The organism is Maribacter sp. 4G9, assembly GCF_002742265.1.
GTDB lineage: Bacteria > Bacteroidota > Bacteroidia > Flavobacteriales > Flavobacteriaceae > Maribacter.
In genome coordinates, this window is sequence record NZ_MDGL01000144.1 from 34,482 (window position 1) to 55,394 (window position 20,913).

Genomic DNA, 20,913 nt, shown 5'->3' on the forward strand with positions numbered 1-20,913 from the left:
CCCTTATTTAATTTAGAATCTCTTCCGTATGAAAAACCTGCCATTCATTTTACTTTTTTTGGGCACTGCATTTTTAAGCGCCCAGGACACCTATCTCCAATGTGGAAATATATTGGATGTTGCATCTGGCAAGCTGCTTGAAGAAAGGACTATTGTTGTTTCCGACGGATTGATAAAAAGCATCCGAAATGGCTTTGTTTCAGGCACCAATGCCGATAAGGTAGTGGATTTAAAATCAAAGACCGTCCTACCCGGATTTATCGATATGCACGTTCATATTGAAAGTGAATCAAGTCCATCCAGATATTTGGAGCGATTTACCAAAAATGAAGCGGACGTAGCCTTTCAATCTACGATTTACGCTAAGAAAACCTTGATGGCCGGATTTACCACCGTACGTGATTTGGGAGGTTCGGGCGTGAACATTGTCCTCAGAAATGCAGTCAATAAAGGTACCATTATAGGGCCAAGAATATTTACCGCAGGTAAAGCGATTGCAACTACAGGGGGCCATGCGGATCCCACCAACGGAACCAGGGATGACCTCATGGGGGACCCGGGACCCAAGGAGGGAGTTGTAAACTCGCCGGAAGACGGCAGAAAGGCGGTTCGCCAACGCTACAAAAACGGAGCTGACGTTATCAAGATTACCGCCACGGGAGGTGTACTAAGTGTGGCAAAAAATGGACAAAATCCACAATTTACCATAGAGGAAATAAAGGCGATTACGGATACGGCCAAAGACTATGGAATGTTGACCGCCGCCCACGCACATGGTGATGAGGGGATGCAGCGGGCCATAAAAGGGGGAATTAAGACCATTGAGCACGGAACGTTGATGTCCGAAGAAACCATGGACCTTATGATTCAATATAATGCCTATTTGGTTCCCACGATTTCTGCAGGTCAGGAAGCGGCACGCTTGGCTAAAATACCGGGCTATTTTCCCCCTGTAGTCGCCAAGAAGGCGTTGGAGATTGGGCCCTATTCAGAGAAAACCTTTGCCAAGGCCTATAAAAAAGGGGTTCCCATTGCCTTTGGAACGGATTCAGGGGTTTCGCCCCATGGGGAAAATGGTAAGGAATTTGGGTATATGCACCGAGCAGGGATGCCTATACTTGAAACGTTGCAATCGGCAACCATCACCAATGCCAATCTTTTGGGGATGGATAATTTGGGGCAGATAAAGGAAGGTTTTATAGCGGATATTGTGGCCGTAGATGAAAATCCATTGCAACATGTGGACACATTGGAAGAAGTTACTTTCGTGATGAAGGAAGGGGTTGTCTATAAGCAGTAACTCCAAGATTTAAATCCTTATATGGAGTACCAAGTTCAGAATAGCAGGCAGTTATTGGAATTATCCGGAAATCAAGAATTGTATGACCGTTTGGTGTTGCAACTGGAAAAGGATTTTGCCTTGGCCAATAATCCCTTGAATATAACTAGTGATATCAAAAGTGATGAACTGATCAAGGTTCTTGTCGAGAAAATCTATTTCTTGATGATGGAACGGTTTTCTGAATATCTAAACGTTCTTTATATCATAGATATTCCGGAAAGGGAATTTCAACATATAGAGGTTACCGATGCGGTTGAGGTTTCGGGGCAAATGGCGTTTCTGATCCTAAAGCGGGAATTTCAAAAAGTTTGGCTCAAAAACAAGTATAAATAATTAGGTTTTTTGGCTCGTTGCGATTCAAAAAATTAAACCTTTATATAAATGCCCTTCTTGTCCATAAAATAACCTACCAACCAGCAAGTCAACATAACCCAAAGGGCGAACAATAAGGATCCCGTGTAGTCTCCTGCAATAGCAATGAAAATAGTATCCGCTATCCAATTGTATGCACTTGTTCCTTTCATTTTGATTTCAAACAGGCTGATAACGAAGATTTCGGACAAGAGGTAAATAAAAAGCGTATTTCTTCCAAAAACCTCAAAGAAGTAGGTCCTTTTAAAGGTCTTGGTCATATCTAACAAGTAGACCAAAATAGCAATTACGAAGAGGTCGATTCCGCATGTTAAAAGTACAAAGGAACTGGTCCATAATTTTTTATTAATGGGTAAAATTAGGTCCCAAGCCAATCCTGCAAGCACCAAAACGCAACCTGCCATTAGAAGTTTAGCCACTGTTTCATAGTTCTGTCCATTTTTTTGAATGAATTTACCTGTAAGGTAGCCTGCGATGACATTCACGATGGAAGGCAGTGTGCTTAATAACCCCTCAGGATCAAAAGCTACTCCTCCATTGCCATGGTACATATGGTCGGCACCAATTAAAAATATATCCAGCTTTAAAACGGCATTACCTAGTAACGTAAGGTCACCAAAAGCCAATAATAGGATATGATAACCAATCAGGGCACATGCGCTAAATATAATTACCGTGCGTGTTTTGAAATAATAGAGCAAAATGGAAGCAAAAAGATAGCATAGGGCAATACGCTGGAGAACCCCAAATATTCGGGTTTCGGCAATTGGTTTTAGCGTTCCGTTTTCAAAAAATGGGAACCAATACATTAAGAATCCCAAGAGAAAGATAATGCTGAATCGCTTCAATACTTTTTTGAAAAAGGCGGCATCTCCCTAGGTCTCGTATTTTTTCATACTAAAGCTCATGGCATTGCCAACCACAAACAAAAAGGTTGGAAAAACAAGATCCGTTAGCGTGAAACCGTGCCACTCCGCATGCTTTAAAGGGGCGAAACTAGTATCTCCATTTCCGGGGGAATTTACGATGATCATTAAAGCCACATCCAGTCCCCTAAAAACATCAAGGGAGAGGTATCTGTTTTTCAATTTGTTCATATTGGTTGGTTTGGTTATTGGTTTCTGAGTCGAAGGTATAGTTTAAAAATACACCCGTACAAATGGCATCAAGGCATTTCCATAAATACTTTTTCTGTCATTGTACAGTAAATCATATCGTAAGCCAAATGTGACATTATACGTGCTATAACCCACGCCTAAAAATAGGGCCGGAAGCCAATAATTGTCCTCTATCCTAGTTGGAAAGGCTTCCAAAGATCTGTTAATCCTAAGTTGCTCAAATTCTGCTGAAAGTTGTATTTCGGGGATTGGGTTGTAAAGAGATAAAATACTTCCTCCATAGGCCAAAAGTTTTTCATCGTTGAATTTGGCATAATTGAAATTTAGGCTGGCCCCTGCAGAAAATTCATTGGTAAGGGGATAAATGGCACTAGGGGAAACATTGATGTTGAATCCACCGTTAAAAAATCCCATTCCAAGGCTACCTCCATAGCGTACCCTTTCAAAAAATCCGGAATTATTGGTATAGGATTGGGCGAAGACCAAACTTGTCAAAAGCAAGAGATAACAGGTTAAAATGTATTTTTTATCCATCCTTTTTTAAAATTTGTTTTAAACATTATTTTTTTTCAATATTACCATGCAACATTCCGTTAGATATAGTAAATGTTGTATTTTTGTACAAATTTCTTCTAAAGATACAGAAAGTAATTCATGGATAAATATTCCTTTTTGAATGCTGTTCATACCTCTTTTTTTTCCGAGTTATATGACAAGTATTTAATCAATCCGGATAGCATTGAGCCAAGTTGGCGCGCCTTTTTTCAAGGTTTCGATTTTGGTATGGAGAGTTCGTTGGACGAATTGGATATCCACCCGGAAAACAGAAGTACCGTTACCATCAACGGCAACCAAGTTGAAATGCCGGAATCCTTACAAAAGGAGTTTCAGGTGATTAGGTTGATAGATGGCTACAGGAGTAGGGGGCATTTGTTTACAAAAACAAATCCCGTTAGGGAAAGAAGGCGATACGAGCCTACACTGGACATAGAAAATTTTGGTCTTACAGAGGCAGATTTGGATACGGTCTTTAACGCGGGGGACATCATTGGGATAGGACCAAGTACCTTGAGGGAAATCATCGCCCACTTGACTAGTATCTATTGTGATTCCATCGGTGTGGAATATATGTATATCAGAAAACCGGAAAGAATCAAATGGATACAGAATTGGATCAATGTCAATGACAATCACCCCAAATTTAGTCCGGAAAGGAAAAAGCATATATTGAAGAAGTTGAATCAGGCGGTTTCCTTTGAAGGCTTTTTGCATACCAAATATGTTGGCCAAAAACGATTTTCACTAGAAGGTAACGAATCCTTGATTCCTGCCTTGGATGTCATCGTAGAAAGAGCGGCCGAATTGGGTGTAAAGCAGTTCGTCATGGGAATGGCCCATAGGGGCCGGTTGAACGTGCTGACCAATATTTTCGGGAAATCCGCCAAGGACATTTTCAGTGAGTTCGACGGGAAGGATTATGAACAGGAGATTTTTGATGGTGATGTAAAATATCATTTGGGATGGACCTCGGACCGAATGTCCGATAATGGGAATAAGATTCGAATGAACATTGCGCCCAATCCATCACATTTGGAAACGGTGGGTGCCGTCGTTGAAGGTATAACCAGGGCAAAGCAAGATGCCCATTATCCAGAGGATTTTTCAAAAGTACTTCCCATTGTGGTACATGGGGATGCGGCCATTGCTGGCCAAGGCATTGTATATGAAGTTGTACAAATGGCCAATTTGGATGGTTATAAGACTGGGGGCACAATTCATATAGTGGTAAATAACCAAATAGGGTTTACCACGAATTATTTGGATGCCAGAAGTTCCACGTATTGCACGGATGTTGGTAAAGTGACCTTGAGTCCGGTATTGCATGTAAATGCTGATGATGCGGAAGCTGTTGTCCATGCGGCATTGTTCGCTTTGGAATATAGGATGCAATTTGAACAGGACGTGTTTATAGATCTTTTGGGATACAGGAAATACGGGCACAACGAGGGTGATGAGCCCAGGTTTACACAGCCAAAACTATACAAGGCCATAGCCAAACATATGAATCCGCGCGACATATATGCGGAGCGTTTGATCAAGGAAGGCGTAATCAATGAAGATTATGTGGCCCAATTGGAAAAACAGTACAAGGATTCCCTTGAAATTAAATTGGAGGATTCCAGAAAAGAGGATAAAACCATTATTACGCCATTTATGGCCGATGAATGGAAAGGCTTTGAGAATGTGCGGGAATGGGAGATGATGGACCTTGTAGATACTACCTTTGACAAGGAAAAACTAACGGAGATTGCCAAAGTAATTACGGAGCTACCAAAAGGGAAAAAGTTTTTACGCAAAGTGGAGAAGTTGGTGAAAGACCGACATAAAATGTACTTTGAGGAGGATTCCTTGGACTGGGCCATGGGCGAATTGTTGGCCTATGGAACATTGTTACAGGAAGGTTTTGGCGTACGTATGTCCGGACAGGATGTGGAACGAGGAACCTTTTCCCACAGACACGCGGTTATGAAGGTTGAGGAAAGCGAAGAGGAAGTACTGTTGCTCAACAATATATCCAAAGAGCAGGGAAGGTTTCAAATATATAATTCCCTATTGTCAGAATATGGTGTAGTCGGTTTTGATTACGGGTATGCCATGGCAAGTCCTAATACCTTGACCATTTGGGAAGCCCAATTTGGCGATTTCAGCAATGGCGCCCAAATTATGATCGATCAATATATCTCTGCAGCAGAGGATAAATGGAAGCTACAGAATGGTCTGGTAATGTTGTTGCCTCACGGATATGAAGGCCAAGGTGCGGAACACTCTTCCGCAAGGATGGAAAGATATCTTCAGCTATGTGCCAGGGATAACATGTATATTGCCGATGTGACAACACCGGCCCAGATGTTCCATATTTTAAGGAGGCAGATGAAAGCCAATTTTAGAAAACCGCTTATTATCTTTACCCCAAAGAGTTTGTTGAGACATCCAAAGGCGGTTTCTACTGTGGAGGAGTTGGCAAACGGTAGTTTCAAGGAAGTAATAGACGATGATTCTGCTGATGTTAAAAAGGTCAAAAGCTTAGTTTTCTGTACCGGTAAGTTTTACTATGACCTACTTGCCGTAAAAGAGGAATTGAATCGGGATGATGTCGCACTCGTTCGTTTGGAGCAGTTATTTCCATTACCTGATAAGCAAATGAAGGAAATCATTGCCAAGTATAAAAATGCGGATGATATTGTTTGGGCCCAGGAAGAACCAAGGAACATGGGCGCATGGAGCCATTTAATGATGCATTTTAGCGATGTGAACAAGTTTAGGATGGCCTCTAGAAGGTTTTACGCAGCTCCAGCCGCGGGAAGTGCAGTACGGTCCAAAGCAAGGCATCAGCAAGTAATCGATTATGTCTTTGACAAGACGAAGGATAATATGTCCAAACCAAAATAATTAAGATTTAAGAATAGCTAATTATAGAAAGAATGATTTTAGAAATGAAAGTTCCCTCACCGGGGGAGTCCATAACTGAAGTTGAGATAGCCGAGTGGCTGGTCGAAGATGGGGATTATGTTGAGAAGGACCAGGCCATTGCGGAAGTCGATTCAGATAAGGCAACGTTGGAGTTGCCCGCAGAGGCAAGCGGAACCATTACCTTAAAGGCAGAGGTAGGTGATGCCGTTGCCGTGGGGGCGGTGGTTTGTCTCATAGATACCGGGGCTGATAAGCCAGATGGCGCCAGTAAGGCGGCAAGCTCAGCAACAGGTGGAGACGAAGGTTCCTCGAGTAATGCCGAAAAGGATTTGGATAAGCAACAAGCTTCCAAGGAGAAAAAAAAGGAAAGTGAAAAGGCTCCCCAACCTCCTCAGGCAAAGGAAACTTATGCATCTGGTGTGGCTTCGCCAGCAGCTAAGAAAATACTCAATGAAAAGGGTATTGATGCATCAAGTGTTTCCGGTACGGGTCGTGATGGTAGGATTACAAAGTCAGATGCTATGGATGCCAAACCTTCCATGGGCTCTCCCGTTACAGGGGGTAGTCGAGGGGAATCACGATCAAAACTGTCCATGTTAAGGAGAAAGGTGGCGGAGCGATTGGTATCCGTAAAAAATGAAACGGCCATGTTGACCACTTTTAACGAGGTGGATATGTCAGCAATATTCGAGTTGCGTGATAAATATAAGGATGCCTTTAAGGATAGGCACGGTGTTGGTCTTGGCTTTATGTCATTTTTTACCAAGGCCGTTGTAAGGGCATTGGAAATGTATCCTGCCGTAAACTCCATGATTGATGAAAAGGAAATGGTTTCCTTTGATTTCTGCGATATTAGTATTGCGGTATCAGGACCAAAAGGGTTGATGGTTCCCGTTATTAGAAATGCGGAAAATCTTTCTTTTAGGGGTATAGAGGCCGAAGTGAAAAGATTGGCCTTACGGGCAAGGGAAGGTGAAATAACGGTAGATGAGATGACCGGAGGTACCTTTACCATCACAAATGGTGGTGTTTTTGGGTCTATGTTGTCCACACCCATTATAAATCCCCCACAAAGTGCCATTTTGGGAATGCATAATATCGTGGAGCGTCCTATAGCTAGGGATGGTGCCATTGCCATTGCGCCAATTATGTATGTGGCTTTATCTTACGATCACCGGATCATAGATGGTAAGGAATCCGTAGGATTTTTGGTAGCTGTTAAAGAGGCCTTGGAGAGTCCCGAGGAGTTGTTGATGGACAATGATGTGAAGAAAGCATTGGAAATGTAAACCCCCAAACTCAATAAAGAAAAGCACCGATACATCGGTGCTTTTTTTGTTTTAATCATTTTTTGATTTTGAGAAACAACAATTTCTTTTTGTAATCGATAATCGCTTTTGACTTATTAAGTACATCGGCACCAATAATCCCATCTACCGGTTCCGCCTTATGGGTTATAAGTGCCGTGTTTACATGAACAAGGTCGAACAACACGATTTTCAACTTTTTATGGTGCCATTTACCAATTTCTATGCTGTTTTTTTTGGAGGTGAGGGTCTCCATATCGGTTGCCCCTGCACCGGCCGCCTTTATCTTGGATTCCTTTGATTTTAGATTGAAATAATCGATTTTGTCAAAGCCAATACATGTATTGGAGGCACCCGTGTCCAGAATGAATCTTCCGGCCATGCCGTTGATCTTCGCTGTAAACTCCAAGTGATTTGTTTTGGTCAGGGTCAAGGGAATGCTAACGTACCCTTTTTTCTTTAAATACTTTTTAAGAAAGCTCATTGGGTTTTAGTTTGTTTCCTGGGTTGGGATGATTGCATATATATAGCTCAAAAAGTCAAAGATAAGCCTATTTTTGTGCTATGAATATAACAGATACCCATACACATTTATATAGTGAGGCGTTTGATGAAGATAGGGATCGCATGATTCAAACGGCCATGGATCAGGGAGTCACCAGGTTTTTTGTTCCGGCCATTGACTCCTCGTATACGGATAGGATGGTGCAATTAGAGGAAAAGTATCCTGAAAATATTTTTCTGATGGCCGGCTTGCATCCCACGCATGTAAAGGAAAATTTTGAGGCGGAACTTGAACATGTGGAACGGATTCTAAAAGAACATCGGTATTATGCCATAGGTGAGATTGGAATTGATTTGTATTGGGACAAAAGTTTTTTAAAGGAGCAACAGAAAGCCTTTAGCAAACAGATAAACTTGGCAAAAGAGCATCGGTTGCCGATCGTTATTCATTGCAGGGATGCATTCGATGCCGTTTTTGAAGTGTTGGAACAAGAAAAAGATGAGGATTTAAAAGGCATTTTTCACTGTTTTACAGGTAATTTGGAACAGGCGCACAGGGCATTGTCATATAATATGAAACTGGGTATTGGAGGGGTGGTAACATTTAAGAATGGAAAGATAGATTTATTTTTAAGTCAAATTGACCTCAAGCACATCGTATTGGAAACGGATGCTCCCTACCTTGCACCCGTACCGTATCGTGGAAAGCGCAATGAAAGTGCCTATGTGATGAATGTCCTCAAAAAGGTTGCCGAATTATATGCTCTGGATGAACGGGAAGTTGCGAGGGTGACTACGGCAAATTCTAAGGAAGTATTCGGGATATAATTAAATAAAAAAGGGTTTGGACAAGAAAAGAATTTTATTGATATATACGGGCGGGACCATAGGTATGGTAAAGGATTACACTACCGGGGCCTTAAAATCTTTTGATTTTAAAAAGCTTTTAAAGCATGTGCCGGAATTGAATCAATTGGACTGTTACATCGACACCATTTCTTTTGAAAATCCGTTGGACTCTTCCAATATGAATCCAAAAGAGTGGGTGAGGATGGCCACTTTGATCGAGGAGCACTATATACAATATGATGGTTTTGTAGTTCTGCACGGCAGCGATACCATGAGTTATACGGCATCGGCCTTAAGTTTTTTATTGGAAAATCTGGATAAGCCGGTTATCCTTACCGGTTCTCAATTGCCAATAGGCGATCTACGCACCGATGCCAAGGAGAATTTGATTACCTCAGTACAGATTGCTGCCCTGCAAAAAAATGGCACATCGGTTATAAAGGAAGTAGGATTGTATTTTGAGTATAAACTCTACAGGGGAAACCGGACCACAAAAATAAACGCTGAAAACTTTAGGGCCTTTACATCCTTAAATTATCCCCACTTGGCAGAATCTGGAGTGCATTTGAATGTTTTTTTTGAATATCTACTGCCGCTTAAAAGGAATAAAAAATTGATCGTCCATAAAAAAATGGATGAGAATGTGGCTTTGGTCAAATTATTTCCGGGAATGAACAAGAGAGTTTTTGAAAATGTCTTGAAAACTGACGGATTGAAAGCGCTCATTTTGGAAACCTACGGTTCTGGAAATGGACCAACGGCCAATTGGTTTTTAACTTCCTTAAAAAAATCCATTGAAAATGGATTGCATGTAATCAACGTTACCCAGTGCTCCGGTGGCAGTGTCCTTATGGGTAAGTACGAGACCAGTTCTGCGTTAATGGACATGCAAGTGATTAATGGTAAGGATATTACCACGGAAGCCGCAATTTCAAAGGCTATGTATATGATGGGGAGTGACGTTTCCAACAAACACTTTAAGACGGTTTTTGAGACTTCGCTACGCGGAGAAATGCGCTAAAATTAACGGGTAATATTTCCTTGTCTAATATTTTTTTTGTTATTTGCCCCACCTTAAAAAAGGCTAAATTTAGAGAGGTGGCCGAGTGGTCGAAGGCGCACGCCTGGAAAGTGTGTATACACCAAAAGTGTATCGAGGGTTCGAATCCCTTCCTCTCTGCTAGTAAGTTTTACTTTTTTTATATTGAATTTTTTTTATCTTTAACCCTATTAACTAACTAATTTAAGTTTGAAAAAATGAAAAAATTATTTCCAAGCCTAGCTGTTGCTGGGGCGTTTGTAGCAGGTACAAATATGGTAAGTGCAAAAGTGGCGGCGGTAGCTTTGCTAGTTCAAGATGCAGCTCCTGAAGCGGATAGAGGATTTACCCAAGTTTTGAAAGAGCAGTTCATCCAAGGGGGTGCTGGTTTCATGGGAATTGTACTTTTGTGTTTGATTCTTGGTTTGGCCGTAGCAATTGAAAGAATTATTTATTTGAATATGGCAAGTACCAATACTGCCAAATTGAAGCAACAAGTAGAGGATGCTTTGGCTTCTGGAGGAGTTGAGGCTGCTAAAGAGGTTTGTAGAAACACAAAAGGTCCTGTTGCTTCTATTTATTACCAAGGTTTGGATAGGGCCGGAGAAAGCGTTGAGTCCGCTGAAAAGGCTGTTGTTGCATACGGTGGAGTACAGATGGGTCAATTGGAGAAAAACGTTTCTTGGTTGTCCCTGTTTATCGCCATTGCTCCGATGCTTGGTTTCATGGGTACGGTAATCGGTATGATTCAGGCCTTCCAAAAAATCGCTGCTGTAGGTAACTTGAGTGCCTCCCTTATTGCTGGTGATATCCAGGTGGCGTTATTGACTACGGTATTCGGTCTTATTACGGCTATCATACTTCAAATCTTTTACAACTACATCATTGCAAAAATTGACAGTATTGTAAATGATATGGAGGATTCCTCGATCACATTGATCGATATGTTGGTAGACCACAAAAAATAAGTTCCACTTTTTAAATACCCTAGAATATTATGCAAAAAATAGTAAAAATAGCATTGATTGTCATAGGCTTGCTAAGCGCGGTGCTTTGGTACATGTTGCCAAGTAGCGATATGCCGGCAGCCGAGGCAGCTCAAAGCGGTGCGATGAACGGAATGTTCATTATCACATACATTCTATTGGGAATTGCTGTGGTGACCGCATTATTGTTCACATTAAAGAATTTGTTTTCTAACCCCCAAGGTCTTAAGAAGACCCTTTTTGTAGTTGTTGGTTTGGCAATAGTTGTAGGTATCTCCTATGTGCTTTCCAGTGGTACGGATGTCGCCCCGGAGTATATGGCTATGTCCAGTGAGTCAACAGTAAAGAAGATAGGTATGGGATTGAACGTATTTTTCATTTTGACGGTTGTTGCCGTTGTTTTGATGGTTCTTCCTGGGGTAAAGAAACTGTTCGGTAAATAAAAAAATTATTATGGCTAGAAGAGCAGGAGCACCAGAAGTTAATGCAGGTTCCATGGCGGACATAGCGTTTCTACTGCTCATCTTTTTCTTGGTAACGACTACCATAGAAACGGATGCAGGTTTGGACCGTATGTTGCCTCCAATTGAACCGCCAGATCAAGATGTTGTAATTAAACAAAAGAATATCTTTCAAGTCAATATCAACAAAAATGGTCAATTATTGGCAGACGATGAGTTGATAGAGATAGCAGATTTAAGGGAGAAGGCAATGGCGTTCCTTGATAATGGAGGTGCGCCTCAAGGAAGTCCGGATTATTGTAGCTACTGTAAAGGTACTAGGGATGCCTCTTCATCGGATAGTCCTGCTAAGGCAATTATCTCCTTAAAGAACGATAGAGAGACAAAGTACTCTACATACATTACGGTTCAAAATGAATTGGTTGGAGCGTACAATGACTTAAGGGATAGGGAAGCCCAAAGACTTTACGGTCAAAAGTTTGTGGATATGGAGGCAGAATACCTTAATCCAGAGACCTCGGATGAAGTTAAGGATGAATTAAAGGAAAAGGTTCAGAGGATTCAGGAACTATTTCCACAGAAATTGTCCGAGGCTGAAACTTCAACAAATTAATAAAGAAGAAAAAACTAAAACACTATGTCTAAATTTGCAAAGAAAAAGGATGGAGAAGTGCCGGCGGTATCAACTGCATCGCTTCCTGACATTGTATTCATGCTTTTGTTCTTCTTTATGACGGTTACCGTGATGAAGGATAGTTCCCTTAAAGTTGAAAACGTATTGCCCAATGCCAATGAAGTAAAGAAATTGGAAAAAAAGGACAGGGTAATATACATCTATGTTGGAAAGCCAACAAGGGAATACGAAAAAGTGTACGGAACAGAGCCTCAAATACAATTAAATGATAAGTTTGCCAAGCCAAGTGAAGTTGGAGACTATATCTTGATGGAAAGGGCCAAAAAGCCACAGGAATTGCAGAACGTATTGACAACTTCCTTAAAAGTTGATAAAAATGCCAATATGGGTCTCATTTCCGATATTAAGCAAGAGTTGCGAAAGGTAAATGCATTAAAGGTAAATTATACTACCTATGAAGGGGACGCTTTCAGAAACCTTCAATAAATTAAAATTTTTCAAACTTATTTAAGACGCTTCAAATTATTTTGAAGCGTTTTTTATTTGCTTAATTTAGCCTTATGAGGCTATTTTTATTTTCACTTTCATTTTTGTGTTTTCTTGCTTGTTTTTCTCAGGAAAATAGCTCTAAGGAAGATTCAAGGTATCAACGTTATTTTGAAGATCAATTCTACTTGGGAATAACCTATAACTTTGTTAGAAATAAACCCGTTGACTTTAAGCAAAGAAACTTATCGTATGGATTGATGGGAGGCATAATAAAGGATGTTCCATTAAACAATAGCGGTACGAAAGCATTGGGTGTAGGTTTGGGTTTGGCTTTGAATACCTATTATTCAAATTTAACCGTTACGGAAGTTCCTAATGGGTTTTCCTACGATATTGGTGGGTTTATACCCGGTTTTAAAAGAAGTAAGGTAGAAACTCATTTAATTGAACTTCCGTTGGAATTTCGATGGCGAAATTCTACTCCTACCGATTACAAATTTTGGAGGATCTATGCGGGAATGAAGTTTGGATATGTGATAGGTGCCAGATCTAAACTGGTGACATCCGATTTTAGGGACGGGTTTTTCAATACCAATATAAATAGGTTACAATATGGGCCTACTTTTAATATCGGCTATAATACCTTTAACGTTCACATTTACTACGCCTTAACCCAATTGTTTAATGATGAGGCCATATTGAATAATGAAATTATTGGAATTAAACCCTTGAGGGTGGGTTTGGTTTTCTATATTCTATAGCCAAAACTTCACTGTAAGAAGTTGGGACAATAGCCCGATCAAAAGGCCAACAAAAATTTCAAGTTTTGAATGAGCCTTGAGGTATAGTCTTGCTGATACCACAATACCTGTAAAAAGGGTCATAAGCCCTATGGCTATAATAATATTTATCTCAAAATGGATGCTCAGATTTATGAGATACATTAATATTCCAGAAATACCCACGGCATGCAGACTTGTTTTAAAATTGAAAAACAACAAGAATAAGCAGGAAAACGCCGCACCTATAAGTCCCACAAAGTAAAAATAAAGTTCTGCCACATAATTATTGGGGATAACTTTGATAAGTATTAGTCCCAGTAAGATAATATGTATTAGCAAAGGGTATTTTCTTTCTGATACAGAATTTAAAAATATAGAATTTGCAACGCCCAGGTTTTTTAAAATTAAAAAGGCGATTATGGGAATAATTACGGTAAGTATAAAAATGGGAAGAATGTTTCCGCTCTGTAGTTCCAGCGGACTGTACTTTGGCGTAGTCAGGAAATAGGCTACCGTGCCGGCTATGGGAACAAAGATTGGATGGAAAATATAGGAAATGGTCTGAAAGAATAACTTCATCAAATCTCCTTTCTCAATCGCGCGACTGGAATATCCAATTGTTCGCGATATTTAGCTACCGTCCTACGGGCTATAGGATATCCTTTTTCCTTTAAAATGGCAGCAAGTTTGTCATCTGTTAACGGTTTTCTTTTTTCTTCATTTTTTATAACCGTTTCTAAAATCTTTTTGATTTCCTTGGTCGATACATCTTCCCCTTGATCATTTTTCATGGATTCCGAAAAGTATTCCTTAATCAATTTTGTACCATAGGGAGTATCTACATACTTGCTATTGGCTACCCTGGAAACGGTACTTACGTCCATGTCTATTTCATCTGCAATATCCTTTAGGATCATGGGCCGTAAATTTCGTTCGTCACCAGTTAAAAAATATTCTTTTTGATAGTGCATTATGGCGTTCATGGTGATAAACAATGTTTGTTGGCGCTGTCTTATGGCATCGATAAACCACTTTGCGGCATCCAGCTTCTGTTTAATGAAGAGAACCGTATCTTTTTGTGATTTGGTTTTTTCCTTGGATTCTTTATAACCTTTGAGCATATTGCTATACTCTTTGGATACGTGCAGCTCCGGTGCATTGCGACCGTTGAGGCTAAGTTCCAACTCACCTTCTACGATCCTTATTGAAAAATCCGGCACCACATGTTCTATGATTCTATTGTTGCCCGAGTAGGAACCACCCGGTTTTGGGTTCAATCTTTCAATTTCAGATATTGCGTTTTTTAACTCCTCCTCGGTAACGTTATGTTTTTGGATGAGTTTTTTATAATGTTTTTTTGTGAATTGATTGAACGACTTTTTCAAGATGGAAATAGCCAGTTCGATACTAGGGGTAAGTTCTTTTCGTTCCAATTGAATGATTAGGCACTCTTCCAAAGACCTTGCGGCTACCCCTGGTGGATCCAATTCCTGAACTATGGACAAAACCTTTTGAATAGTTTTCTCATCCGTGTAAACATTCTGCGTGAAGGCCAAATCATCCAATATATCGGAAATAGGTCTTCTTATGTACCCGCTTTCATCCACGCTCCCGACTAGAAACTCGGCAATGGCCCATTCCTCGTCGTTTAGGTATACCGTGTTTAGTTGATTGATTAAGTATTGATTGAACGTGGTTCCCGAGGCATACGGCACACTCTTTTCCTCGTCGTCCGAGCTATAGTTGTTCGATTGTGTTCTATAATCGGGGATTTCATCATCACTTAAATAGTCATCAATGTTGATATCATCCGCAGCAATGGTCTCGCTATCTGACTCCTGATCATAAATATCGTCAAATTCGTCAGCAGTATTGTCCAAATCTTCCTTACCACTTTCCAGGGCAGGATTCTCCTCCAACTCCTGTTTCAAGCGTTGTTCAAACGCTTGTGTAGGAAGCTGAATCAACTTCATCAACTGAATCTGTTGAGGAGACAACTTCTGGGAAAGCTTAAATTGTAAGTGCTGTTTTAACATCTATTTATTTCGCTACGTATAAAAATAACCAAATACCCTTAAAATTCGGCATTTTGTGGCGTTCTCGGGAAAGGTATGACATCCCTAATATTCCCCATGCCCGTGGCAAAAAGGACGAGACGTTCAAACCCTAACCCAAAACCGCTATGAACAGCCGTACCGAATTTTCGCAAATCCAGATACCACCATAACTCTTCCTCCGGTATATCCAATGCGGCCATTTTCTCTTTTAGTACCTCTAATCGTTCTTCCCGTTGCGAACCACCAACGATTTCACCAATGCCCGGAAATAGGATGTCCATGGCCCTAACGGTCTTCCCGTCCTCGTTCAAACGCATATAAAAGGCCTTTATTTTCGCGGGATAATCAAAAAGAATTACGGGACATTTAAAATGTTGTTCTACCAGATAGCGTTCGTGCTCACTTTGAAGGTCCGCACCCCATTCATCTATAGGATATTGGAACTTCTTCTTTTTGTTGGGCTTGCTATTTCTTAAGATTTCGATGGCTTCCGTGTAGGTAACGCGTTTAAAGTTATTGTCCATAATGAACTTCAGCTTTTCAATTAGGGCCATTTCACTTCTATCCGCCTGAGGTTTTGTCTTCTCCTCATCCAAGAGGCGATTTTCTAAGAATCGTAGGTCTTCTTCACAATGATCAAGTACATAGCTAAGTACATATTTTATAAATTCTTCGGCCAAATCCATATTGGCATCGAGATCATAGAAGGCCATTTCAGGCTCTATCATCCAAAACTCGGCCAAATGCCTTGACGTATTTGAATTTTCCGCCCTAAACGTAGGGCCAAAGGTATAGACCTTTCCAAGGGCCATGGCATAGGCTTCGGCTTCCAATTGTCCGGAAACGGTCAAGTTGGTTTCCTTTCCGAAGAAATCCTCCTTAAAATTCACAGTTCCGTCCTCCTTTAATGGGGGATTCTTTTCATCCAAAGTGGTGACACGGAACATTTCACCAGCACCTTCCGCATCAGACCCCGTTATAATCGGTGCATGGAAATAATAGAAACCATTATCCCTGAAATATTGATGAATGGCAAAGGCCAGTGCAGACCTTACTCGCATTACTGCGGAAAAGGTATTGGTACGTACCCTTAGGTGCGCCTTTTCCCTTAAAAATTCCAAGGAGTGCTTTTTTGGCTGTATGGGATATACCTCAGGATCTGCGCCCCCATGAACGAAGATATCCTTAACCTGTATCTCAACGTTTTGTCCTTTTCCTTGGCTTTCCACCAAGGTTCCGGTTATTCTCAAGGCAGCTCCAGTGTTTATTTGCCTTAAAACGGCATCATCCAACTTTTCAAAATCCACCACACATTGAATATTATTGAGCGTGGAACCATCATTTAGGGCGATAAACCTATTACTTCTAAAAGTTCGTACCCATCCGTTTACGGTAATTTCCTGTAATAATTGCTTTCCTGTTAAGAGTTCCTTGATGCTTACTGAGCGCATTTTAAATCGATTGAAAATTAAAAGCCAAAGATAGGTTTTTGGCCCAAAAGAATTAATGAATACAACTTGGTTTTAAACGATGTTTAATCGTTTTCCCCATCCTGAGGCAATATGTCTATTTGTGGTTCCTTTAGCGTTTTCTTATTGGCGATACTTTTTTCTAAGGATAGCAATAAGGAGGGTAATAGAATTAAGTTGGCCAGCATGGCAAATAGCAATGTGGCGGAAACAAGTGCACCTAGGGCCACAGTTCCACCAAAATTGGAAATGATGAATACGGAAAAGCCAAAGAAAAGTACTATGGAGGTGTAAAACATACTTACGCCAGTTTCCCGTAAGGCGGCATACACGGATTTTTTAATTTGCCATTTTTTGGACTCGAGCTCTTGTCTATACTTTGCCAGAAAGTGAATCGTATCGTCCACGGATATGCCAAAGGCAATACTAAATACCAGTATGGTAGATGGCTTAATGGGCACTCCAATGAATCCCATGATACCTGCCGTTATGATCAAAGGAAGCACGTTGGGTATTAAGGAAATCACGATCATTCTAAAGGATCTGAATAAATAGGCCATGAACAGGGCTATAAGGCCAATGGCCAAAGCAAGTGACATTACCAAGTTTTTAACTAGGTACTTGGTTCCTTTTAAAAATAGCAAGGCACTTCCTGTCATGTATACCGAATAACGCTCCTCTGGAAAGATTTTGTGAATGTTTTCCAATAGACGCTCCTCGATTTTTTCCATTCGGCTTGTTTTTACATCTCGCATATAGGTGGTCATTCTTGCAACCTGACCAGTACTATCCACAAAGCTTTTCAGTAAATTGCCTTCGCTGGATGATTTCCGGGCTACATCCATAATAAAGGTGTTCTCTTGGCTTGTGGGCAACTGGTAGTATTTTGGAATACCGTTGTAGAAGGCCTGTTTCGAATATTTTACCAAATTCACTACTGAAAGGGAAGGAGATAGTTCCGGAATTTCAGCCACCACATCTCCCAATTGGTCCATTCTCTTTAAGGTGGCAGGTTTCATTACCCCTTTGGGATTCTTCGTGTCCACCACGATTTCAACGGGCATGATGCCATTGAACTCATTTTCAAAAAATCGGATATCCTGAAAAAATTCGGCCTTCTTTGGCATATCTTCAATGGGGCTTCCAGAGATATCTATTTGGTATATTCCAATAATGCTGACGACCAACAAACAAATTGAAACGATGTAAACCGATATCCTTTTATAACGCACGATATTCTCCATCCAACTTACAAAGGCATCGATCCATTTCTTGTTCAAATGTTTTAGGTGCCTGGTTTTGGGAAGGGAAAGAAAGCTGTAAACTATGGGAATGATCAATAGGGATAGAATGAAAATCCCTATAATGTTTATGGAAGCCACAATACCAAACTCCTTTAGCAATTTACTATCTGTTATGATAAAGGTGGCAAAACCGGATGCCGTTGTAATATTTGTCATCAAGGTGGCATTTCCAATTTTTGAAATTACCCGTTGGAGGGATAAAGCCTGATTGCCGTGTTTTTTTACTTCTTGCTGATATTTATTGATGAGAAAAATACAGTTTGGTATGCCAATAACGATGATCAATGGCGGAATTAGTGCGGTTAGCACCGTTATTTCATATTGTAAAAGGCCAAGGACCCCAAAGGCCCACATAACTCCTATGATTACTACGCACATGGAAATAAACGTTGCCCTGAAGCTTCTAAAGAAAAAGAAAAAAATAAGGGAGGTAACCCCCAATGCCGCAAGAATGAATTTTCCAATTTCGTCGATAATATTTTGGGAATTCATGGTTCGTACGTAGGGCATACCGGAAATATGGACCTCCAAATTGGTTTCTTTCTCAAACCGGGCAATTAAATGGCTAAGGTCCTTTAGGATGAAATCCTTTCGTACGCTAGTATTTACGATATCCTTATCCAAATACATTACCGTTCTTATTGTGCCGGATTCTTTGTTGTAAATAAGATTGTCATAAAAAGGAAGTTCATTGAAGAGATGTTGTGTAATGCTATCCACTTCCGCTTTCGATTTAGGGCTCGATTTTATAAGAGGGCGCATTACAAATTTCTGTTCCACCGTATCCTTTACAAGTTCTTGTAGGTTGTCAGTAGAAAGAACAAATTCTACCTCGGGAAAGGCACCAAGTTGTTTGCTAAGTTTGTTCCAACGATTAAAATTTTCCGGAGTGAACAAAGCGGAGTCCTTTATGGCAAATACTACGGTATTACCTTCTTCGCCAAATTGGTTTAAAAATTTTTGATACTCCAAATTAACGGGGTGATCATCAGGTAATAGATTGGCTTGTGAATTGGAAAAACGCATGTTGTCCCATTGCATGGCCAAAAAGACCGTGATTCCAGCCACCACACATAAAATAAGAATTCTGTTCCTTAGTATTATTCTGGCCGTTTTTGACCAAAACCCTTTGGTAAGTTTAGCAACCATACTTGTTTATAGGAGATTGCAAAGGTAACCAATGTCACCAATTGAACCTAAAAAGTAGTTGAAGAATATGTTGGGTAAAGAAAGAGCAGTCCGAAGGGACTGCTCTTTGAATTTAAACGCTGAATAAACCCTTAAACCTTCATGATTTCCGCTTCCTTAACACTAAGGAAATCGTCAATTTTTTTTACATATTTGTCTGTAAGCTGCTGTATATCTGCGGTAGCGTTGCTCTCTAGATCTTCGGACACATCCAAATCCTTTATTTCCTTATTGGCGTCCTGTCTGGCACTTCGTACACCTACCTTGGCATGTTCCGCTTCGGCCTTGGCCTGTTTGGTCAATTGCACCCTGCGTTCCTCCGTTAGGGGCGGGACATTGATAATGATCAAGTCACCATTGTTCATAGGGTTGAAACCTAGATTGGCGTTCATGATAGCCTTTTCAATTTCTTGAAGCATTCCTTTTTCCCAAGGTTGTACGGAAATGGTCCTACCATCTGGGGTATTGATATTGGCAACCTGGGATAAGGGTGTTTGAGATCCATAATACTCGACCAACACGGATGATAGCATTGCGGGGCTGGCCTTGCCTGCCCTAATTTTAACGAACGCCCTTTCCAAATGGGCCAATGCGGCATCCATACTTTCTTTAGCCGAGTCTAAGACAAATTGTATTTCTTCGTTCATATCAAAATTTTGTATTCAAGAACATAAATTATACCAAAATCACATGTTTACGGTAGTTCCAACAGCTTCACCATCCACAATTTTCAAAAGATTTCCCTTTTTGTTCATGTCAAAGACAACTATGGGAAGTTCGTTCTCTTGGCTCAAGGTAAAAGCTGTAGTGTCCATGACTTTAAGACCTTTCTGGAGTACATCCTGAAAAGAAATGGTGTCAAATTTGGTGGCATTTTTATCCTTTTCAGGGTCTGATGTGTAAATTCCGTCGACCCTGGTTCCTTTTAGGATAACATCGGCCTCAATCTCAATGGCTCGTAAAACCGCTGCTGAGTCGGTCGTAAAGTAAGGGTTGCCTGTTCCTCCCCCAAAAATTACTACACGGCCTTTTTCCAAATGCCGCATGGCCCTCCTTCTTATAAATGGTTCCGCCACTTCATTGATCTTTATTGCCGATTGTAAACGGGTCTGCACATTCTTCATTTCCAAGGCACTTTGTAGAGCCAAACCGTTAATGACCGTTGCCAACATTCCCATATGATCTCCTTGGACCCTGTCCATTCCAGTGGCCGCACCGGCCAAACCCCTAAAGATGTTGCCCCCGCCAATAACGATGGCTACTTCGATACCTTTATCCACGACCTTTTTTATCTCCTCGGCATATTCGTCCAATCTTTTAGGGTCAATTCCATACTGTTTTTCGCCCATTAAGGCCTCACCGCTAAGTTTTAAAAGTATCCTTTTGTATTGCATCTTTTGATTTATTTCAAGGCAAAAATAATGAAAAAAATCTATGCTGGACATGGTGATATCCTTGACCATAAAACATAATTATTTACTAATTGCTAAGGCTATCGTTCGTATTTTTAATATTCTTGCAGGATGTATGTTTTTTTAGCA

The 20,913-nt window shown here is 40.6% G+C and carries 21 protein-coding genes and 1 tRNA gene; 12 read left to right on the top strand and 10 right to left on the bottom strand.

The window, feature by feature from the left end; genetic code table 11:
• Positions 1–28 precede the first annotated feature (28 nt).
• Both BFP75_RS13790 and BFP75_RS13795 read left to right on the top strand, forming a co-directional pair.
• Positions 29–1,300, top strand: coding sequence for a metal-dependent hydrolase family protein (locus BFP75_RS13790; RefSeq protein WP_099545955.1), 1,272 nt, complete (start codon positions 29–31; stop codon positions 1,298–1,300).
• Positions 1,301–1,321: 21 nt separating this feature from the next.
• Positions 1,322–1,675, top strand: coding sequence for a hypothetical protein (locus BFP75_RS13795; RefSeq protein ID WP_099545956.1), 354 nt, complete (start codon positions 1,322–1,324; stop codon positions 1,673–1,675).
• A gap of 32 nt (positions 1,676–1,707) precedes the next feature.
• Here the strand turns inward: BFP75_RS13795 and BFP75_RS13800 are convergent, their stop codons facing one another.
• The 3 genes from BFP75_RS13800 to BFP75_RS13805 are packed head-to-tail and all read right to left on the bottom strand — an operon-like array spanning position 1,708 to position 3,366.
• Positions 1,708–2,562 carry an acyltransferase family protein gene (locus tag BFP75_RS13800; RefSeq protein ID WP_240531791.1) on the bottom strand — a complete coding sequence of 285 codons (855 nt, stop codon included), beginning with the start codon at positions 2,560–2,562 and terminating at the stop codon, positions 1,708–1,710.
• 27 nt (positions 2,563–2,589) lie between these two features.
• A complete protein-coding gene (locus tag BFP75_RS22415; protein ID WP_240531792.1) occupies positions 2,590–2,811 on the bottom strand; it encodes a hypothetical protein in 222 nt (73 codons plus the stop codon).
• A gap of 42 nt (positions 2,812–2,853) precedes the next feature.
• Complete coding sequence (locus tag BFP75_RS13805; RefSeq protein WP_240531793.1) at positions 2,854–3,366, bottom strand: alpha-ketoglutarate decarboxylase; 513 nt, start codon at positions 3,364–3,366, stop codon at positions 2,854–2,856.
• Between the two features lie 120 nt (positions 3,367–3,486).
• On the opposite strand from BFP75_RS13805, the gene BFP75_RS13810 reads away from it, so the two are divergent.
• Positions 3,487–6,282, top strand: a complete 2,796-nt coding sequence (locus BFP75_RS13810; protein WP_099545957.1) for a 2-oxoglutarate dehydrogenase E1 component — start codon at positions 3,487–3,489, stop codon at positions 6,280–6,282.
• A gap of 32 nt (positions 6,283–6,314) precedes the next feature.
• A complete protein-coding gene (gene odhB / locus BFP75_RS13815) occupies positions 6,315–7,592 on the top strand; it encodes a 2-oxoglutarate dehydrogenase complex dihydrolipoyllysine-residue succinyltransferase (protein WP_099545958.1) in 1,278 nt (425 codons plus the stop codon).
• 55 nt (positions 7,593–7,647) lie between these two features.
• On the opposite strand, the gene BFP75_RS13820 is transcribed toward odhB, so the two are convergent.
• On the bottom strand, positions 7,648–8,094 hold the full coding sequence (locus BFP75_RS13820; protein WP_099545959.1) for a retropepsin-like aspartic protease: 447 nt from the start codon (positions 8,092–8,094) through the stop codon (positions 7,648–7,650).
• Positions 8,095–8,174: 80 nt separating this feature from the next.
• On the opposite strand from BFP75_RS13820, the gene BFP75_RS13825 reads away from it, so the two are divergent.
• The 8 genes from BFP75_RS13825 to BFP75_RS13860 all read left to right on the top strand — a co-directional run bounded on the left by BFP75_RS13825 (position 8,175) and on the right by BFP75_RS13860 (position 13,333).
• A complete protein-coding gene (locus BFP75_RS13825) occupies positions 8,175–8,942 on the top strand; it encodes a TatD family hydrolase (RefSeq protein WP_099545960.1) in 768 nt (255 codons plus the stop codon).
• 16 nt (positions 8,943–8,958) lie between these two features.
• Complete coding sequence (locus BFP75_RS13830) at positions 8,959–9,984, top strand: asparaginase (RefSeq protein WP_099545961.1); 1,026 nt, start codon at positions 8,959–8,961, stop codon at positions 9,982–9,984.
• Between the two features lie 71 nt (positions 9,985–10,055).
• Positions 10,056–10,143: transfer RNA gene (locus tag BFP75_RS13835), tRNA-Ser, on the top strand.
• Positions 10,144–10,220: 77 nt separating this feature from the next.
• Positions 10,221–10,970, top strand: a complete 750-nt coding sequence (locus BFP75_RS13840; RefSeq protein ID WP_099545962.1) for a MotA/TolQ/ExbB proton channel family protein — start codon at positions 10,221–10,223, stop codon at positions 10,968–10,970.
• 29 nt (positions 10,971–10,999) lie between these two features.
• The gene (locus BFP75_RS13845) at positions 11,000–11,431 is read left to right on the top strand and encodes a hypothetical protein (protein WP_099545963.1); all 432 of its coding nucleotides are present in this window, start codon (positions 11,000–11,002) and stop codon (positions 11,429–11,431) included.
• Between the two features lie 10 nt (positions 11,432–11,441).
• A complete protein-coding gene (locus BFP75_RS13850; protein WP_099545964.1) occupies positions 11,442–12,062 on the top strand; it encodes an ExbD/TolR family protein in 621 nt (206 codons plus the stop codon).
• 24 nt (positions 12,063–12,086) lie between these two features.
• Positions 12,087–12,569, top strand: a complete 483-nt coding sequence (locus tag BFP75_RS13855; RefSeq protein WP_099545965.1) for an ExbD/TolR family protein — start codon at positions 12,087–12,089, stop codon at positions 12,567–12,569.
• Positions 12,570–12,643: 74 nt separating this feature from the next.
• On the top strand, positions 12,644–13,333 hold the full coding sequence (locus BFP75_RS13860; protein ID WP_099545966.1) for a porin family protein: 690 nt from the start codon (positions 12,644–12,646) through the stop codon (positions 13,331–13,333).
• Here the strand turns inward: BFP75_RS13860 and BFP75_RS13865 are convergent.
• The 6 genes from BFP75_RS13865 to pyrH form a co-directional block, all read right to left on the bottom strand.
• On the bottom strand, positions 13,328–13,933 hold the full coding sequence (locus BFP75_RS13865; RefSeq protein WP_099545967.1) for a hypothetical protein: 606 nt from the start codon (positions 13,931–13,933) through the stop codon (positions 13,328–13,330). The two genes, BFP75_RS13860 and BFP75_RS13865, sit on opposite strands and share 6 nt — an antisense overlap.
• Positions 13,933–15,390 (bottom strand): RNA polymerase factor sigma-54, encoded by a 1,458-nt coding sequence (gene rpoN / locus BFP75_RS13870; RefSeq protein WP_099545968.1) that lies wholly within the window; start codon positions 15,388–15,390, stop codon positions 13,933–13,935. Before rpoN ends, BFP75_RS13865 begins: the two co-directional genes overlap by 1 nt.
• Before the next feature lie 38 nt (positions 15,391–15,428).
• Positions 15,429–16,862 (bottom strand): asparagine--tRNA ligase, encoded by a 1,434-nt coding sequence (gene asnS / locus BFP75_RS13875; protein WP_099545969.1) that lies wholly within the window; start codon positions 16,860–16,862, stop codon positions 15,429–15,431.
• Between the two features lie 83 nt (positions 16,863–16,945).
• Positions 16,946–19,333, bottom strand: coding sequence for an efflux RND transporter permease subunit (locus BFP75_RS13880; protein WP_099545970.1), 2,388 nt, complete (start codon positions 19,331–19,333; stop codon positions 16,946–16,948).
• A 131-nt stretch (positions 19,334–19,464) separates the two neighbouring features.
• A complete protein-coding gene (frr, locus tag BFP75_RS13885; RefSeq protein ID WP_099545971.1) occupies positions 19,465–20,019 on the bottom strand; it encodes a ribosome recycling factor in 555 nt (184 codons plus the stop codon).
• 39 nt (positions 20,020–20,058) lie between these two features.
• Entirely contained in the window at positions 20,059–20,766 is a 708-nt protein-coding gene (pyrH, locus tag BFP75_RS13890) for a UMP kinase (RefSeq protein WP_099545980.1), read from the bottom strand.
• Positions 20,767–20,913: the final 147 nt, after the last annotated feature.

Bases quoted from the DNA above. Each gene is read 5' to 3' on its own strand.
- BFP75_RS13790 (WP_099545955.1), top strand. From the start codon at position 29: ATGAAAAACCTGCCATTCATTTTACTTTTTTTGGGCACTGCATTTTTA.
- BFP75_RS13795 (WP_099545956.1), top strand. From the start codon at position 1,322: ATGGAGTACCAAGTTCAGAATAGCAGGCAGTTATTGGAATTATCCGGA.
- BFP75_RS22415 (WP_240531792.1), bottom strand. From the start codon at position 2,811: ATGAACAAATTGAAAAACAGATACCTCTCCCTTGATGTTTTTAGGGGA.
- BFP75_RS13805 (WP_240531793.1), bottom strand. From the start codon at position 3,366: ATGGATAAAAAATACATTTTAACCTGTTATCTCTTGCTTTTGACAAGT.
- BFP75_RS13810 (WP_099545957.1), top strand. From the start codon at position 3,487: ATGGATAAATATTCCTTTTTGAATGCTGTTCATACCTCTTTTTTTTCC.
- odhB (WP_099545958.1), top strand. From the start codon at position 6,315: ATGATTTTAGAAATGAAAGTTCCCTCACCGGGGGAGTCCATAACTGAA.
- BFP75_RS13820 (WP_099545959.1), bottom strand. From the start codon at position 8,094: ATGAGCTTTCTTAAAAAGTATTTAAAGAAAAAAGGGTACGTTAGCATT.
- BFP75_RS13825 (WP_099545960.1), top strand. From the start codon at position 8,175: ATGAATATAACAGATACCCATACACATTTATATAGTGAGGCGTTTGAT.
- BFP75_RS13840 (WP_099545962.1), top strand. From the start codon at position 10,221: ATGAAAAAATTATTTCCAAGCCTAGCTGTTGCTGGGGCGTTTGTAGCA.
- BFP75_RS13845 (WP_099545963.1), top strand. From the start codon at position 11,000: ATGCAAAAAATAGTAAAAATAGCATTGATTGTCATAGGCTTGCTAAGC.
- BFP75_RS13850 (WP_099545964.1), top strand. From the start codon at position 11,442: ATGGCTAGAAGAGCAGGAGCACCAGAAGTTAATGCAGGTTCCATGGCG.
- BFP75_RS13855 (WP_099545965.1), top strand. From the start codon at position 12,087: ATGTCTAAATTTGCAAAGAAAAAGGATGGAGAAGTGCCGGCGGTATCA.
- BFP75_RS13860 (WP_099545966.1), top strand. From the start codon at position 12,644: ATGAGGCTATTTTTATTTTCACTTTCATTTTTGTGTTTTCTTGCTTGT.
- BFP75_RS13865 (WP_099545967.1), bottom strand. From the start codon at position 13,933: ATGAAGTTATTCTTTCAGACCATTTCCTATATTTTCCATCCAATCTTT.
- rpoN (WP_099545968.1), bottom strand. From the start codon at position 15,390: ATGTTAAAACAGCACTTACAATTTAAGCTTTCCCAGAAGTTGTCTCCT.
- asnS (WP_099545969.1), bottom strand. From the start codon at position 16,862: ATGCGCTCAGTAAGCATCAAGGAACTCTTAACAGGAAAGCAATTATTA.
- BFP75_RS13880 (WP_099545970.1), bottom strand. From the start codon at position 19,333: ATGGTTGCTAAACTTACCAAAGGGTTTTGGTCAAAAACGGCCAGAATA.
- frr (WP_099545971.1), bottom strand. From the start codon at position 20,019: ATGAACGAAGAAATACAATTTGTCTTAGACTCGGCTAAAGAAAGTATG.
- pyrH (WP_099545980.1), bottom strand. From the start codon at position 20,766: ATGCAATACAAAAGGATACTTTTAAAACTTAGCGGTGAGGCCTTAATG.